This is a genomic window from Embleya australiensis (assembly GCF_051903075.1).
Classification (GTDB): domain Bacteria; phylum Actinomycetota; class Actinomycetes; order Streptomycetales; family Streptomycetaceae; genus Embleya.
The window spans coordinates 2,504,252-2,519,245 of sequence record NZ_CP182423.1 but is presented as its reverse complement, the minus strand read 5'-3'; the positions used below and the strand labels follow the sequence as shown (position 1 = coordinate 2,519,245).

15 protein-coding genes are annotated in these 14,994 nt (G+C 72.3%); 11 read left to right on the top strand and 4 right to left on the bottom strand.

Annotated features, from left to right (window positions below; genetic code table 11):
* Positions 1-52 precede the first annotated feature (52 nt).
* Positions 53-448, bottom strand: a complete 396-nt coding sequence (locus ACMXN5_RS41255) for an MmcQ/YjbR family DNA-binding protein (protein WP_439681391.1) — start codon at positions 446-448, stop codon at positions 53-55.
* A 211-nt stretch (positions 449-659) separates the two neighbouring features.
* Here ACMXN5_RS41255 and ACMXN5_RS41250 point away from each other — a divergent pair, with 211 nt between their 5' ends.
* From ACMXN5_RS41250 to ACMXN5_RS41225, 6 genes are all read left to right on the top strand, one after another.
* A complete protein-coding gene (locus tag ACMXN5_RS41250; RefSeq protein ID WP_395796239.1) occupies positions 660-1,187 on the top strand; it encodes a gamma carbonic anhydrase family protein in 528 nt (175 codons plus the stop codon).
* Positions 1,188-1,726: 539 nt separating this feature from the next.
* Positions 1,727-2,923: a globin domain-containing protein gene (locus ACMXN5_RS41245; protein WP_439680009.1), complete on the top strand. Its 1,197-nt coding sequence runs from the start codon at positions 1,727-1,729 to the stop codon at positions 2,921-2,923.
* Between the two features lie 310 nt (positions 2,924-3,233).
* Positions 3,234-4,376, top strand: coding sequence for a nitric oxide synthase oxygenase (locus ACMXN5_RS41240; protein WP_439681390.1), 1,143 nt, complete (start codon positions 3,234-3,236; stop codon positions 4,374-4,376).
* A 56-nt stretch (positions 4,377-4,432) separates the two neighbouring features.
* Positions 4,433-5,113 carry a TetR/AcrR family transcriptional regulator gene (locus ACMXN5_RS41235; RefSeq protein ID WP_439680008.1) on the top strand — a complete coding sequence of 227 codons (681 nt, stop codon included), beginning with the start codon at positions 4,433-4,435 and terminating at the stop codon, positions 5,111-5,113.
* Complete coding sequence (locus ACMXN5_RS41230) at positions 5,110-5,883, top strand: SDR family NAD(P)-dependent oxidoreductase (protein WP_439680007.1); 774 nt, start codon at positions 5,110-5,112, stop codon at positions 5,881-5,883. The genes ACMXN5_RS41235 and ACMXN5_RS41230 overlap by 4 nt, the downstream gene beginning before the upstream one ends.
* 137 nt (positions 5,884-6,020) lie before the next feature.
* Positions 6,021-6,227, top strand: a complete 207-nt coding sequence (locus tag ACMXN5_RS41225; RefSeq protein ID WP_395796235.1) for a cold-shock protein — start codon at positions 6,021-6,023, stop codon at positions 6,225-6,227.
* Between the two features lie 101 nt (positions 6,228-6,328).
* Here ACMXN5_RS41225 and ACMXN5_RS41220 read toward each other — a convergent pair whose 3' ends face one another.
* Together ACMXN5_RS41220 and ACMXN5_RS41215 are read right to left on the bottom strand one after the other, a co-directional pair.
* Entirely contained in the window at positions 6,329-6,823 is a 495-nt protein-coding gene (locus ACMXN5_RS41220; protein ID WP_395796234.1) for a PaaI family thioesterase, read from the bottom strand.
* Positions 6,824-6,871: 48 nt separating this feature from the next.
* Positions 6,872-7,243, bottom strand: coding sequence for a hypothetical protein (locus ACMXN5_RS41215; RefSeq protein WP_439680006.1), 372 nt, complete (start codon positions 7,241-7,243; stop codon positions 6,872-6,874).
* 247 nt (positions 7,244-7,490) lie between these two features.
* On the opposite strand from ACMXN5_RS41215, the gene ACMXN5_RS41210 reads away from it, so the two are divergent.
* The 4 genes from ACMXN5_RS41210 to ACMXN5_RS41195 all read left to right on the top strand — a co-directional run bounded on the left by ACMXN5_RS41210 (position 7,491) and on the right by ACMXN5_RS41195 (position 11,606).
* Positions 7,491-9,479, top strand: coding sequence for an ABC1 kinase family protein (locus ACMXN5_RS41210; RefSeq protein WP_439680005.1), 1,989 nt, complete (start codon positions 7,491-7,493; stop codon positions 9,477-9,479).
* 179 nt (positions 9,480-9,658) lie between these two features.
* On the top strand, positions 9,659-10,363 hold the full coding sequence (locus ACMXN5_RS41205; RefSeq protein ID WP_439680004.1) for a hypothetical protein: 705 nt from the start codon (positions 9,659-9,661) through the stop codon (positions 10,361-10,363).
* A 149-nt stretch (positions 10,364-10,512) separates the two neighbouring features.
* Complete coding sequence (locus tag ACMXN5_RS41200) at positions 10,513-11,271, top strand: class I SAM-dependent methyltransferase (protein WP_439680003.1); 759 nt, start codon at positions 10,513-10,515, stop codon at positions 11,269-11,271.
* A 128-nt stretch (positions 11,272-11,399) separates the two neighbouring features.
* Positions 11,400-11,606 (top strand): hypothetical protein, encoded by a 207-nt coding sequence (locus ACMXN5_RS41195; protein ID WP_395796230.1) that lies wholly within the window; start codon positions 11,400-11,402, stop codon positions 11,604-11,606.
* 148 nt (positions 11,607-11,754) lie between these two features.
* On the opposite strand, the gene ACMXN5_RS41190 is transcribed toward ACMXN5_RS41195, so the two are convergent.
* Positions 11,755-12,411 (bottom strand): hypothetical protein, encoded by a 657-nt coding sequence (locus tag ACMXN5_RS41190; RefSeq protein WP_439680002.1) that lies wholly within the window; start codon positions 12,409-12,411, stop codon positions 11,755-11,757.
* 340 nt (positions 12,412-12,751) lie between these two features.
* On the opposite strand from ACMXN5_RS41190, the gene ACMXN5_RS41185 reads away from it, so the two are divergent.
* Positions 12,752-14,794, top strand: coding sequence for a prolyl oligopeptidase family serine peptidase (locus tag ACMXN5_RS41185; RefSeq protein ID WP_439680001.1), 2,043 nt, complete (start codon positions 12,752-12,754; stop codon positions 14,792-14,794).
* Positions 14,795-14,994: the final 200 nt, after the last annotated feature.

Here is a 14,994-nt window from a genome sequence, read left to right as displayed (position 1 = left end):
ACCGGCAAGTCCAGACATCGGCCCCGACGGGCCGGCCCACGAGGCGGCGGAGTCACCCGTCCTCGCGATTGCGCTCCCGCTGCCCCGGCCAGTCGAGCCTGAGCCGTTGCAGTCGCGGCAGGGAGGCGACCACCAGGTCGTAGGAGTCCTCGATCAGATCCCGCACCATCGCCTCCGGCAACGAGCCGTCCAGGGTCACGGTGTTCCAATGCCGCTTGTTGAGGTGGTAGCCGGGCGCGATCGCGGGGTGATCGTTGCGCAGCCGAACCGCCAGGTCCGGATCGCACTTCAGGCTCACCCGCAGCGGCGGCGTGTCGGTCAGCGTGGACAGGGCGAAGATCTTCCCACCGACCTTGAAGGTCGACACATCCGGGTTCCGTCCGAACGGAAACTCCTCGACGGCGCCGTTGAACCCGAGGCACACCCCCCGAAGCCGCCCCGCACCCATCCCCGGCAACCGCCGCGCATCAGCCATCCCGCCAGTATGCCCACGCATCGGGCGCGGAACCCGACGGCATCGCGGCGCGCGACCTTTGCGTCGCGGAATCCGGCCGAGGCAGGCCCCGAGCGCGGCCGGGCACTGCCGGTCGGGGGCCGCGGAGCCGCGGCTACAGTGCCAGGGTCGCGGATCGGGTGGGTCCGCGTGTCGAAGGAGGGTCATGTCCAACCCGCTGATCGCCGCCGTGGGCGGACGCGTTCCGCAGGTCGATCCCGCCGCGTTCGTCGCGGTGAACGCGACCGTGGTCGGCGCCGTCACCCTCGCCGCCGGGTCGAGCGTATGGTACGGCGCGGTGTTGCGCGGCGACGCCGAGTCGATCGCCGTGGGCCCCGAAACCAATATCCAGGACAACTGCACCGTGCACAGCGACCCCGATTTCCCCACGGTGATCGGCGCGCGAGTGTCCGTGGGCCACAACGCGGTACTGCACGGCTGCACGATCGAGGACGACGTCCTGGTCGGGATGAACTCCACCGTCCTCAACGGCGCGCACATCGGCGCCGGCGCCCTGATCGCCGCCGGCGCGGTGGTCCCGCAGGGCATGCGGGTGCCGCCGGGCGTGTTGGTCGCCGGTGTACCGGGCCGGATCCGGCGCGAACTCACCGAGGAGGAGCGCGCCGGCATCAAGGCCAACGGTGTCGGTTACCGGTTCCTGGCGCAGGCTCACGGCGAGATCACCCCGCTCTGACCCCACCCGCACCGCCGACGGACCGCGCCCTCGCACCGACCCGGGGCGCGGTCCGTGCGCGTATGCGGACTTTTCGGGCGTGCGGCGGGGCTTCGTCGAGCCGATTCCCGGGCGTCGCGCCCCCGCCGACAACCGTCGGGGGCGGCCAGTCGCGCGATGCGTCCGCGACGCGCGTAGACACGATTCGGCGCGTGCCACCCATCTCCACGACGACGCACTCGGCCGTCCCGGGCTCCGGCCGGCGGTTCCCGGCACCCTCGCACGCCGCTCTCCGCCGGCCGGAATTGCACTCTCACCTGGGGGTTTACCACTCCCATACGTGTGCGTACGGCTGCGGAGAGTGTAGGTGGATTACCGGTCAACCGGCGCATAACAGACTTCTGTGCCTCCAGAACCGGAACCGGGCCTTCGACTTGACGCCGGGGCGATGATCCGATGATCGTGTTCCGGCCGCCGGTGTTCCGCGATGGACTCGCGAAGGACTCGCGACGGAACCGGCCGAGCAACCCTCTTGTGGAAGGGCTACCGATGGGCCGATTTTGGAATCCAACGACGCAGACCACATCCGACATAACGACGCCGACTTCATTCGGTACAACCTCGCGGTCGTCGCTCCTCGGGCCGCCGACGTCACGTCCCACTTCTACGCGCTGCTGTTCCTGCGGCGGCCCGAACTCCGCGACCTTTTCCCCCCGGCGATGGACGTCCAGCGCGATCGCCTGCTGCACGCACTGATCCGCATCGTCGGCGATCTGGACGACGCTCCCGCGCTGCACGGCTACCTCGGCCAACTCGGCCGCGACCATCGCAAGTTCGACGTGATCGCCGAACACTACGACCTGGTCGGGGAATGCCTGGTCGCCGCACTCGCCCGCTACAGCGGCGAAACCTGGAACGACGCGGTACAGGCCGCCTGGGTACGCGCGTACGGCGCGGCGGCCAAAATCATGATCGGCGCCGCCGACGAGGACGCCCGGACCAACCCCCCGCACTGGGCGGCCGAAATCGTCTCGCACCACAAGGCCGCCGATGACATCGCGGTGGTCACCGTCCGCCCCGATATCCCGTTCCCGTACCGGGCCGGCCAGTACACGTTCCTGGAAACCCCGTGGTGGCCACGGGTATGGCGGGCCTACTCGATCGCCAACGCGCCCGACCCCCAGGGCCTGCTCACCTTCCACGTGCGCTCGGTACCGGCCGGTTGGGTCAGCAACGCCCTGGTCCACAAGGCCAAGCCGGGCGACCGGATCAAACTCGGTGCAGCCATGGGCGAGATGGTCGTCGACCACCTGGCACCCAACCCGATGTTGTGCGTCGCGGGCGGCACCGGACTCGCACCGCTGAAGGCGATGGTGGAGGAACTGGCCTACTACGGCACCGATCGGTTCGTCGACCTCTTCTACGGCGCCAGCGCGCACAGCGGCCTGTACGGCCTGGAGGACCTGCTGCGCCTGTCCCAGAAGGTGTCCTGGCTGCGGGTCAGACCCGCGCTCGACGACCTGACCCTGGCCGGGATCAGCGGAGGGATCTCGGAGGTGGTCGGCGAGTACGGGCCGCGCTTCGACTGCGACGCGTATCTCAGCGGACCACCCGCGATGGTGCTCGACAGCGCCCGGGTACTGCGCCGACTGGGCCTTAACAGAAGCCAGATCCACCACGATCCGGTCGTCGGCGCGTACGCCGCCGAGGCCGAGGTCGAGATACCGACCCCCGTCGCCGCGGAGGCACCCGGCTGAACCCTCGGACCACCCTCGCCGTCTCGTACCCCGCCCAGACCCGAAACAGGCTCCCGCGACCCGTCGTCGCGCCGCCGAGCCGGTTCCCAGGAGAACGTTGACCGAACACGGCAGCACCCGAATCCGCGAGGATCAGCCGTCACCCGTCGGGTCCCATCCCGGAGTTCCGTCACCGCCCGACGAAGTCGCCTGTCCCACGGGCCGATTCCCCGCCCCACCGGGCCACCCTCCCGCAGCGGCGGTCGAAGCGGGCGCGATACCGGCCCAACTCCCCGCACCGGCGGCATCCCTGCCCGCCCCGCCACCGCTGATCCACTCCCCACGCCCCCGCGGTGCCGTCGATCCCGAACTCGCCCGCTCCTTCCTGGAGCGTTTCCTCCGCGAGACCAAGTCCCCCGTGGATCCCGCGAGTCGATGGCGTGAGATCGCCGAGCAGATCCGGGACACCGGCACCTACACCCACACCTCCGCCGAACTCACCTGGGGCGCCCGGGTCGCCTGGCGCAACTCGGCCCGCTGCATCGGCCGGCTGTACTGGAACAGCCTGGCCGTGCGCGACCGCCGACACGTGAGCCGGCCCGACGAAGTCGCCGCGCAGTGCGCCGGGCACCTGCGCGAGACCTGGCGCGGCGGCCGGATCCGCCCGACCCTGACGGTGTTCGCCCCCGACACCCCCACCGGTCCGCAGGTACGGATCTGGAACGAGCAGCTGATCCGCTACGCCGGCTACCGTCGCGCGGACGGCACCCCGGTGGGCGACGGCCGCAATCTCGGCATCACCGATCTCGCCCACGAACTCGGCTGGCGCGGCGAGGGCACCGAGTTCGACCCGCTGCCGCTGATCATCGAGGGCCGGGACGGCCGGCTGCGGCCGTACGCACTGCCCCCGGACGCGATCCGCGAGATCGCGCTGACCCACCCCGAGCACCCGGACTTCGCCGACCTGGGGCTGCGCTGGCACGCGGTCCCGGCGATCTCCAACATGCGCCTGGAGATCGGCGGCGTCTCGTACAGCGCGGCGCCGTTCAACGGCTGGTACATGGGCACCGAGATCGGCGCCCGCAACCTGGTCGACGCGGATCGCTACGACGCGCTGCCGGCGATCGCCGAGTTGTTCGCGCTGGACACCTCCAGCGAGCGCACGTTGTGGCGCGATCGGGCCCTGATCGAGCTCAACCGGGCCGTACTGCACTCCTTCGACACGGCCGGCGCGACCATCACCGACCACCACACCGAGTCCACCCGCTTCCTGCGCCACGTCGAGCGCGAGGCCGAGGCGGGCCGCAGGTGTCCGGCGGACTGGAGTTGGATCGTGCCACCCGTCTCGGGCGGGCTGACCCCGGTGTACCACCGCTACTACGACGACCACGACGAACACACCCTGACCCCGGCGTACATCCTCGACGAGGCGGCGACCCGACGGGCGGCGGGCGAGGTCGGAGGGCTGGGGTAGCCCGAGACCGAGGCGGGTTATGTCCCATCGGGACAATAGAGTGTTACGCTGCTGATATGAGCATCGACGACCCCGAATCCGACGGCCGTCGGCAACGCACCCGGCGCAGTCGGGAGGCGATGTCCGACGCCGCCGTCGAGCTGCTGCTCGCGCACGGTCTCGACGGAGTCACCGTCGAGGCCGTCGCCGAGCGGGCCGGGGTCACGCGCCGCACGTTCAGTCGGCACTTCGCCGGCAAGGAGGACGCGGTCCTCGCCGAGTTCCGGGAGAACACCGCCCGGATCAACGACGCGCTGCGCGCCCGTCCCGAGGCCGAACCGCCGCTGCTCGCCTACCGCGCCGCGGTGGCCGACTGGCTGGCGATCGAGTACACCGCGGCCGACGCCCGGCTCGCCCGACACCTGGAACTGTTCCGCCGGGTCGATGGTGAGCCGGCGCTGTTCGGCGCCTACCAGCGGATCCGGATCGAGGCCGAGGCCGAATCGGTGCGGGTGATCGCGGCCCGTCTGGGCGTCGACCCCGACCACGATCCGCGCCCCGCGGTGGTCGTCGGCGCCGGCGCCGGCACCCTGGTCGCCGCGTTGCGGGCCTGGGCCCGGGCCGGCGATCCGGGGGCGCTGCCCGCGCTCGCCGAGCGGTTCTTCGATGCCCTGGTCGGCATGCTCGCCGACCCGACGGGGGACGTCCATCCCACATCAGGCAACACCCGTTCCACAAAGGTCGTGAACCACCCATGAGCACCACCACCCCCGAGTACGCCGTCGAGTTCGCCGGCAAGGTCGCCCTCGTCACCGGCGCGGCATCCGGCATCGGCCTGGCCATCGCCCACCGACTCGCCGCCGGCGGCGCCGCGGTCGTCCTCGCCGACTTCAACGAGGCCGGCGCCCGGGAGGCCGCCGACGCCCTGTCCGCCACCGGCGCGCGGGCCGCGGCGGTCGCGGTGGACGTGACCGACCCGGACTCGGTCGAGGCCGCCGTACGCTTCACCGTCGAGACCTTCGGCGCGCTGCACCTGGCGGTCAACAACGCGGGCATCGCCGGGCCCAGCGGGCCCACCGGCGAGTACGACGTCGCGGCCTGGGACCGGGTGATCGCCACCGACCTGTCCGGGGTCTTCTACTCGATGCGCCACGAACTGCCCGCGATCCTGGCCGCCGGCGGTGGGGCCGTGGTCAACATGTCGTCGATCCTGGGCACCAACGGCTTCGCCGGTCAGGCCGCCTACGTCGCCGCCAAGCACGGGGTGATCGGCCTGACCAAGACCGCCGCCGTCGAATACGCCGAACACGGCGTGCGGATCAACGCGGTGGGCCCCGGGTTCATCGAGACCCCGCTGCTGCGGGACAGCGACGAGGAGCAGCACGCGCTCCTGGTGTCGCTGCACCCGCAGGGCCGCCTGGGCACCGCCGAGGAGGTCGCCGAACTGACCGCGTTCCTCCTGTCCGACCGGGCCTCGTTCGTCCAGGGCAGCTACCACCTGGTGGACGGCGGCTACTCGGCCCGCTGAGCCGATCCGGGGCCGCCGCCCGCGTCCACCGCGTGTTTCGCCGCCGGCCGGGCGGGAAATCTCGGGGGCCGCAGTCGCGACGAGGCTCCGGCGGACGCGCCCGTCGCGCGTCGTGGCATCAGATGAAGGAATGAACGATGGCAACAGGCAAGGTGAAGTGGTTCAACGCGGACAAGGGCTTCGGCTTCATCGAGCAGGATGACAAGGGTCCGGACGTCTTCGTCCACTTCTCCGCCATCCAGGGCACCGGCTTCAAGCAGTTGGAGGAGAACGACGAGGTCGAGTACGACGTCACTCAGGGCCCCAAGGGTCCGCAAGCGGAGAACGTCGTCGTCCGCAGGTAGGCCGCGGTCGCACGTTCGACCGCCACCGGGGCATCGCCGGGACCACGGTCCCGCCGGTGCCCCGGCCGCGTTTCGCCCGAGGGCCGGGGCAACCGCTCGGGTCAGGGCGTCGGCAGGTCGAACAGCATGCACGTGCTGGTGGCGTGGGCCAGCAGCCGGTCGTTCGCGTCGTACAGGCCGGCCTCGGCGAGGGCGGTGCGCCGGCCCCGGGTGAGCACGGTGCCGATCGCCCGGACCTTGCCCGTATCGACGGTCATCGGCCGCAGGAACCGGGTGGACAGGTCGAGCGAGGTGTAGCCGACGCCCTTGGCGAGGGTGGTGTGCACGGCGCAGCCGGCCGCCGAGTCGAGCAGGGTGGCGTAGAGCCCGCCGTGCACGCTGCCGATCGGGTTGTAGTGCTCCTCGCCCGGGACGACGGCGAACACTGCCCGGCCCTCCTCGACCTCCTCCAGGGTGAAGTCGAGATTGGCCGCGATCGGCGGTCCGGGCAGCCGTCCGGCCACGATCTCGCGCAGGAAGTCCAGCCCCGACATGGTGCCCACGGCGACGGCGGAGAGCTTCGGATCCTGCCAGGTGAACGTGCGCGACCGAGTCATGTGCTTTCCGACCTTCTTCCCGACGACGAGGGCGAGGGCGGCGACGCCCTACGACGATGATGATCCAAGCCCTCGACGGCGCTTCGCCCGGCCCCGGGCAGCGGCCAGACCGACGAACCCGGCCGCGGCGAGGGCAGCGGTGATCACGGCGGCGAGCAGCCAGAGGTCGATCGTGCCCTGGTGGTCGTTCCACGGGTGCGGCGGCACCGGCGAACCGTCGCCGTAGGTGGTCGTGTCGCGCAGGGACCCGGTCACCCGGGCACCGAGCCGGACCACGCCGGCGGCCACCGCGCACAGCACACTCGCCCCGGCCGCCGCGGCGGGCACCGTGTACCAGGCGCCGTGCGGCCGCCTCCGGGGGTGCCGCGGCGGCCCCCACGTCGGGCGCGGGCGGTTCGGGTACGCGGTGCGGTCGGTCATGATCGCCATCCTGGCCCCTCGGCCGGACGGGGACCTGAGTACCCGTACTCGGTTTCCCGCCGAACCACCGCCGGGATCCGCCTCGTGGGTCGCAGGTCCGAATCCGCGGGTCGGCGCCTGGTGGGGGGTCGGGCGGTAGGTTCTCCTCCGCACGTGCAAGATCACTCGGGGAAGGTCTCATCAGCATGTCGCATGGATTCTCGGCGCCCGCCGACGGACACGTCATACTCGCGGCCGGCTCCCGGGGGTGCCCGTGCTGAGCGCGGGTGAGGCCGGCGTGGATCGGGGCGTGTTGTGGGTGGCGACCACGCTCACCGCGTTGGCCCTCGTCGTCGGACTCGCCTGGGGCGCCCGGCGGTTGCTGGGGTTGCCGGTGGGGACGAGGCGTACGCTCGCGGCGGGGCTGCTCGGCATGGTCGTGTCGTGGGCCGTCGGCGGCAACATCCAGCGGCACAACCCCGGCGTCTTCATGACGGTGACGCTCGGCGTGGCGCTGCTCGCCTCGATGACGTTCATCGTGGTGATCGAGGCACTCGTGCCGAGCGGGTCGTGGCCCGGCACGGTCGAGTTCGTCCGCGGACTGCGTCGGCGCGCCGCGCGGGGGCGGCGCTACTCGCAGATCAGCCGGATCGCCGCCCGGCACGGACTGGGCCCGTACCTGCGCGGTCGGCGCCGGACCGACGCGGGCGGCCGGCGCGCGGTCCTGGCCCGCTCGTTGCAACAGGCGCTCCAGGAGGGCGGGGTCACCTTCGTCAAGCTGGGCCAGGTGTTGTCCACCCGCCGCGACCTGCTGCCGGTCGAGTTCGTGGACGCGCTCGCGCTGCTCCAACACCGGGTCGCGCCCGCGCCGTGGGCCGAGGTCGAGGCGGTACTGGCCGCCGAGTTGGGCGCGCCGGTGTCCGACGTCTTCGCCGAATTCGACCCGGAGCCGCTGGCGGCCGCGTCGATCGCCCAGGTGCATCGGGCCCGGTTGCGCTCGGGCGGCGAGGTCGTGGTGAAGATACAGCGCCCCGGGATCGGGCCGATCGTCGAGCGGGATCTGGACATCCTGGCCCGGCTCGCGGCGAGTCTGGATCGGCGCACCGCGTGGGGACACGCGCTCGGTCTGGTCGAGTTGGCCGACGGCTTCGCGGTCGCGTTGCGCGAGGAGTTGGACTTCCGGATCGAGGCGCGCAACACCGCCGCCGTGCTGGCCGCCGGGTCCGGGCGGCGGGATCCGCAGCTGATCCTGCCCCGGCCACACCCCGAGTTGAGCACCGCGCGGGTGCTGGTCCTGGACCGGTTGGACGGGGTACCGCTGGGGACCGCCGTGCAGACGCTCGACGAACGCGGGCTCGACCGGGGCGGGTTGGCCCGTACGCTGCTCGGCGAGTTGTTGCGGCAGATCATGTTCGACGGGGTGTTCCACGCCGACCCGCATCCGGGGAACATCATGCTGCTGACCGACGGCCGGTTGGCGCTGCTCGACTTCGGCTCGGTGGGCCGGATCGACGCACAACTGCGCGGCGGATTGCAGGATCTGCTGCTCGCGCTCGGCCGGGCCGATCCCGCCGCGATGTCCGACGCGCTGCTGCGGGTGGTGACCCGCCCGGCGGAGTTGGACGAGCAGCGGCTGCAACGTGCGCTCGGCCGGTTCATGGCCCGTCATCTCAGCGCGGGACTGGCGCCGGACATGGCCATGTTCACCGACCTGTTCCGGCTCGTGTCCGCGTTCGAGCTGACCGTGGCGCCGGAGATCGCGGCGGTGTTCCGGGCACTGGCCACGGTCGAGGGCACGCTCACCGGGATCGAACCGGGCTTCGACATCTTCGCCGAGGCACGCGGCTATGCGACCGCACACGTCACCGAACAGTTCGAACCGGGCAGCCTGCGCGACGCGGCCACGAGCGAACTGCTGCACCTGCTCCCGGTGTTGCGCCGACTTCCGCGCCGCTTCGAGCGGCTGACGGGGGCACTGGAGGAGGGACGACTGGGCGTCAACGTACGGTTGTTGGCCGACGAGCGCGATCGCCGGGTGGTCACCTCGATGTTGCATCGGACGCTGCTGACCGTGCTGGGGGCGACCGCCGGGATCATGGCGGTCCTGCTCCTGGGCACCGAGGGCGGGCCGCGTGTGGGCGAAAGTGTGGGGCTGTACCAGGTGTTCGGCTACAACCTGCTCGTGGTCAGCTGCGTACTGGTGTTGCGGGTGTTGTTCACCATCTTCCGTGCGGAGCGGGTCGAGAGGTGGCGTTGACGGACTGCCGTGCTCCGTACCGAAATTGGTGATGCCTCGCACGAATCGGTGACGCTGTGCACGGTCGCGGCGACTCTCCGGTATCTTTCTGCTTCATGATCATTTCGATGATCGTGCGCCACACCCGTCCCATCATTCGTCCGTCCCATGACGACCCATGCATCCAGGGGGAATCCCATATGAAGCGTTGGCCTGCCGCCCTTGTCCTCGCGTTCGGCATCACCATCGGCGCCGGCGGCGCCCAGAGCGCGGTCGCCGCGTCCACGCACACCCCCGCCTGCGTGGCCGACGCCTCGCCCGGCCACACGCGCCGGCATCTGCCGGTGGCGGAGATCTTCGTGACCGACAACACCGCGGTGATCAGCGATCCGAACGATCCCCGACTGCGAACGGAACTGAACCGCTTCGCCTGCCAGGTGCGTGCGACGATCCGCGCGCACGGTGCCGACCCGGACAAGTCCTCGTTGCTGGACGGGGTGTTCTGGTCCGGCGAGTCGCAGAGCGTCACCTACGAGCGCTCGCGCGAGTTCGACGTCGACGGCCTGGACGCGGCGGAGCTCAACCACATCGCCGACGTACTGCGCAAGCGCTACGACCAGGAGTCGGTGCTCACCTTCGAGTACCTGCGCGCCGACTCCCCGCGCGCGGACGCGATCGAGGTCGAGGTGCCGAACGTGAGCGTGCAGCGCCTGCACGACGGGCTCGCCGCCGACCCCGAGGCGCGCGAACGTCTCTTCGGCGGCTCGGTCACGGTGCGCGGTGGCAAGCTGATCCTGGTCGCCGACCGCGCGGACGCGGCCCTGGTCGAGCGCTTCGTCGGCACCCTGGGCGGCGACTGGTCGTCGGCCACGGTCCACTACGGGGACCGGGAGTTCGTCGGCTAGCAGACGACCGGGCGATACGGGGCGGGATGTGCGGCGACGATGGCCTGCGTCGCCGCATCCCGCCCCGGCTGCGCTCGGCCGGTTTCGCGGCGACGGGCCGGGGCGGAAAACGTTTGCCGGATGGGTTGCGGCGCGGTATTGATGCGGATATGTCACGCACCTTTGCAGACCTGACCGCCGAGGCCGAGTCGGTGTCCGTGGCCGGCTGGGACTTCTCCTGGCTGGCCGGACGGGCCACCGAGGCCCGCCCCTCGTGGGGATACCAGCGGCTGATGGGCGAGCGTCTGGCCGGTGTGTCCGCCGCCCTCGACATCCAGACCGGTGGCGGGGAGGTGTTGGCCGGCGTACCGAAGTTGCCGCCCACCATGGTCGCCACCGAGTCGTGGCCGCCGAACGTGGCCAAGGCCACGGAGTTGTTGCACCCGCTCGGCGCGGTGGTGGTCGCCGACCCCGACGAGCCGCCGCTGCCGTTCGCCGACGCCGCCTTCGACCTGGTCACCAGCCGCCATCCGGCGACGGTTTGGTGGTCGGAGATCGCCCGCGTGTTGCGGCCCGGCGGCACCTATCTGGCCCAGCATGTCGGCCCGGCCTCGGTGTTCGAGCTGATCGAATACTTCCTGGGCCCGCAGCCCGAGGCGCGCAAGGGTCGGCACCCGGACACCGAGAGCGCCGACGCGCGGGCCGCCGGTCTGGAGATCGTCGATCTGCGGACGGAACGGCTGCGGATGGAGTTCTTCGACGTCGGCGCGGTCGTGTACTTCCTGCGCAAGGTGATCTGGCTGGTGCCCGGCTTCACCGTGGACGCCTACCGGGACCGACTCCACGACCTGCACGAACTCATCGAACGGGACGGACCGTTCGTCGCGCACTCGACCCGGGTGCTGTTCGAGGCGCGGCGACCCGACTGAGCCGGCCGGGGGCGCGCGGGCTCCGCGCCGGTGACGAGCGCCGGGGTACGCCGGGGCGGACCGCCCCCGCGCAGGCCCGGGCGGGTGACATGGCGTAGCCCCCGGCCGATCCCGGCGTTGAGCACGGCATGACCCAGACTCGACGCATCATCGCCGCCGTGGTCCTGGCGACGGGCGCCGCCGCACTCGCCACCCCCGTCGCGAACGCGGGCACCCCGCCCCCGGACATCGCCCTCACCACCCCGGACAGCACGGCCTCGGCCACCGACGGCATCACCCCGCAGCAGGCCCTGGGCACCGCCATGAGCTCCCTCGTCGGCGGCCTCGCCCATTGACCCACCCGAAGCCCGCGGCGGCCCCGTCCGCCGCCGGCCGGACCGACCGCCGCCGCCCCTCCCTCCGGAGCGCGGCGGTTTCCCGTTTCCGGGGGCCGGAAAAACCGTTTCCCGCCCGGTTCGGTGCGAAATGCCGACGCTCCGGAGATCACCGGTGGCTTGTGGTCGCCGCCGCCACACCGGGAGCGCGAGGCTCGATGCCCGGTTCGGGGAACAGCGCGTGCAGGCGGGTGACCAGTGCGGCGTCCGGGAGGACCGCGCGGCGCGCGTCGGCGGCGATCGGGCAGGACGACATCACCCGCACACCGTGGCGCAGGCCGTCGTCGTACCCGAACATCACGACGTAGTCCGCCTGGCGACCCGCCCCGGAGCAGGCGAGGCCGCCGGCGGGCAACGGGGGTTGGGTCCGCAGCGCCCGGGCGTACTCGGCCGGATCCGGGAGGGCGCGCGTGCCGGCCAAGTCCGTGCGGTGCCGCGCCGGTCGGTCGTCGCGCGGATAGCGGCACACCACGGCGGAGCGCGGCGTGCCCGGGACGAACGGGTCCGCCGGGGCGGCATGGTTCGGCAATCGCCAGTCGGGGGTGGTCGGGTCGACCCACCGGGGGCAGCCCTCCGCGTCCACGGGAGCGGGCGGCGGCGCGGGATTGGCGGTCGCCGAATACCGCGCGGGCGCCTCCCCGGCGGCATTGAGCAGCGCGGTCCCGCCGAGGCCGACCGCGATCACGGCGACCGCCGGAGCGGCCCACCGACGACGTCGGTGATCGCGCGGCGGACTCGGCCGATCGGCACGCGGCTTCTCGCCCATGACAGCACCCTGACACACGGCCCCGCGCGCGTGCGCGGCGGGCCAACCGGCCTTCGGCCGCGGAAGGTTGCCCCCGACGCCCCGGGTACGGCATGCGCCGACAGCGCTACGGCCCGACCGGGCCGATGTGGCCGGGGTGGGCGGCGGGCGTGCTCGGCAAAACGCCGGCCACGTGCGTCGGAAGGGCCGCAAGCGGTGCGAAGCCGACAGGAAAGCCCGGACGCGCGCCGGCCCGCGCCGCGGCCGGCGCGAGGCGCGCCCGTCAACCGGCCGGCCCGGGTTGTTTCGCCGGGTGGCGAAACATTCGGTGGGGCCGGGCCCGGCGGCCAGTCTGTAGCGCATGTCGATGATCGGTTTGCCCCGGCAGTTCGTGCGCACTCGGCGGTTCACCTCGGGTCTGCCCACCGCGTTCACCGTGTCCGGCGACGGTGCGTCGGTGCTGTTCCTGCGCAGTCGTTCCGGGGAGGATCCGGTGGGCTGCCTGTGGTGTCTGGACCTCGACACCGGCGCCGAGCGGCTGCTCGTGGATCCCGCACGCTCGGCGCAGGCGGCCGGCCGGGCCGGGATCGCCGCGTACGCCACCGACGACGCGGCTCGGCTCGCCGCGTTCGTGCTGCCGGACGGGTTGTGGGTGGTCGACGTGCCGACCGGGCGTGCGCGTCGGTTGCCCGTCGAGGGGCCGGTCGCCGACCCCCGCCTCGACCCGGCCGGGCGGCGGATCGCCTATCTGGCCGACGGTGCGCTGCGGGTGGTAGAGGCGGACGGCACCGGTGACCGGGCGGTCGCCGAAGCCGACGGCACCCACGTGCGTTTCGGGGTCGCCGAGTATGTCGCGACCGCGTCGATCGGCCGGGACCGCGGCTACTGGTGGTCCCCGGACGGTACGCGGCTCCTGGTCGCCCGCGTGGACGAGAGCGAGGTGCCGATCCGCTGGCTCGCCGACCCGACGGATCCGGGTGTCGCGCCGCGCGCCCTGCGCTACCCGGCGGCGGGCGACCCCAACGCCGAGGTCACCCTGTGGCTCGTCACCCTCGCCGGTGAACGCGTCGAAGTGCCCTGGGACCGAGCCGGGTTCGAATACCTGACCGCCGCCGGCTGGGACGCCCACGGCCCGTTCGCCGAGGTGCAGAGCCGCGACCAGCGCACCGTCCGCGTATTGGCCGTCGACGAGGTGGACGGCCGTACCCGCCTGCTCGCCGAACGGCGGGACCCGCACTGGGTGCACCTGCTGCGCGGCACCCCGGTACGGACCGCGTCCGGCGCGCTGGTCGGGCACTCCGACGCCGACGGCACCCGCCGACTCACCCTGGACGGCGTACCGATCACCCCGGCGGGCTTGCACGTGCGCGAAGTGTTCGGGGTGGACGGCGACGACGTGTTGTTCGGCGCCGCCGACGACCCCACCGAGGCCGGGATCTGGACGTACCGACCGGGCGCCGGCGCCGAACGGCTCGACGGGGAGGCGGGCGTACATGCCGCCGTGCGCCGCGCGGGCACGCTCGTACACACGGCCCGGACCCCCGATCGCCCGGGCGCCCGCACGCACGTGCTGCCTGTGGATCGCCCCGCCGTGCCGATCCGCTCGTATCCGGCCGAGCCGGTCCTGCGGCTGCGCGCCACCCGGATCATCACCACCGAACGCGGCCTGCACAGCCAGGTGTTGCTGCCGTCATGGCATCGCGCGGGCGACCCGCCGCTGCCCGTGCTCGTCGACCCGTACGGGGGTCCGGCCCTCCAGCGGGTCACCGCTCAGCAGGCGCCGATGACCTTCGTTTCCCAGTGGTTCGCCGAACAGGGCTTCGCCGTGCTGATCACCGACGGCAGCGGGACGCCGGGGCGCGGTCCGGCCTGGGAGCGCGAGGTGGCCGGCGACATCCTCGGCCCGGTGCTCGCCGACCAGGTCGCCGCGCTGGCCGAAGTGGTGCGACAGCGGCCCGAGTTGGACGCCTCGACGGTCGCCGTGCGGGGTTGGTCGTTCGGCGCGACACTGGCCCTGACCGCCATCCTGCGCCGCCCGGACGTCTTCCACGCCGCGATCGCCGGCGGCGGCGTCACCGACCAGCGCCTGTACGACACGCATTGGCGCGAACGTTTCCTCGGCCGTCCCGACGAGCACCCCGAACGTTACGCCGCCTGCTCACCGCTGTCCTCGGCCGCCGAGTTGCGCCGACCCCTGTTGCTGATCCACGGGCTGGCCGACGACAACGTCTGGCCGGCCAACACATTGCGCCTGTCCGGCGAACTGCTCGCCGCCGGACGGCCGCACGAGGTGTTGCCGCTGGTCCGCACCGGCCACGCGCCCACGGACGAAAACCTCTTCGAGAAGTTGTTGGCCCATCAACTCGACTTCCTGCGGCGCCATTTGCGACTCCCACCACGCTGAGCGCCCAGCCGGGCGGGCAGCGGGGACGACATGCGGGCGAGTCAGCCGGTGGCGCTCGGGTACGGCCAGGGGCTCCCCAACTCGGCGTGCAGTTGCCGTCGGAAGGCCACTTCGAGGTCGGGGTCGACGTCGAGCACGATGTCGGGGTCGAGGTCGGTGTCCGCTCCACCGGGGGACCCGCGCCCCGGCTCGCTGCATCT

Coding starts and splice junctions, on each gene's coding strand:
- ACMXN5_RS41255 (WP_439681391.1), bottom strand. CDS start 448: ATGGGTGCGGGGCGGCTTCGGGGGGTGTGCCTCGGGTTCAACGGCGCC.
- ACMXN5_RS41250 (WP_395796239.1), top strand. CDS start 660: ATGTCCAACCCGCTGATCGCCGCCGTGGGCGGACGCGTTCCGCAGGTC.
- ACMXN5_RS41235 (WP_439680008.1), top strand. CDS start 4,433: ATGAGCATCGACGACCCCGAATCCGACGGCCGTCGGCAACGCACCCGG.
- ACMXN5_RS41230 (WP_439680007.1), top strand. CDS start 5,110: ATGAGCACCACCACCCCCGAGTACGCCGTCGAGTTCGCCGGCAAGGTC.
- ACMXN5_RS41225 (WP_395796235.1), top strand. CDS start 6,021: ATGGCAACAGGCAAGGTGAAGTGGTTCAACGCGGACAAGGGCTTCGGC.
- ACMXN5_RS41220 (WP_395796234.1), bottom strand. CDS start 6,823: ATGACTCGGTCGCGCACGTTCACCTGGCAGGATCCGAAGCTCTCCGCC.
- ACMXN5_RS41215 (WP_439680006.1), bottom strand. CDS start 7,243: ATGACCGACCGCACCGCGTACCCGAACCGCCCGCGCCCGACGTGGGGG.
- ACMXN5_RS41205 (WP_439680004.1), top strand. CDS start 9,659: ATGAAGCGTTGGCCTGCCGCCCTTGTCCTCGCGTTCGGCATCACCATC.
- ACMXN5_RS41200 (WP_439680003.1), top strand. CDS start 10,513: ATGTCACGCACCTTTGCAGACCTGACCGCCGAGGCCGAGTCGGTGTCC.
- ACMXN5_RS41195 (WP_395796230.1), top strand. CDS start 11,400: ATGACCCAGACTCGACGCATCATCGCCGCCGTGGTCCTGGCGACGGGC.
- ACMXN5_RS41190 (WP_439680002.1), bottom strand. CDS start 12,411: ATGGGCGAGAAGCCGCGTGCCGATCGGCCGAGTCCGCCGCGCGATCAC.
- ACMXN5_RS41185 (WP_439680001.1), top strand. CDS start 12,752: ATGTCGATGATCGGTTTGCCCCGGCAGTTCGTGCGCACTCGGCGGTTC.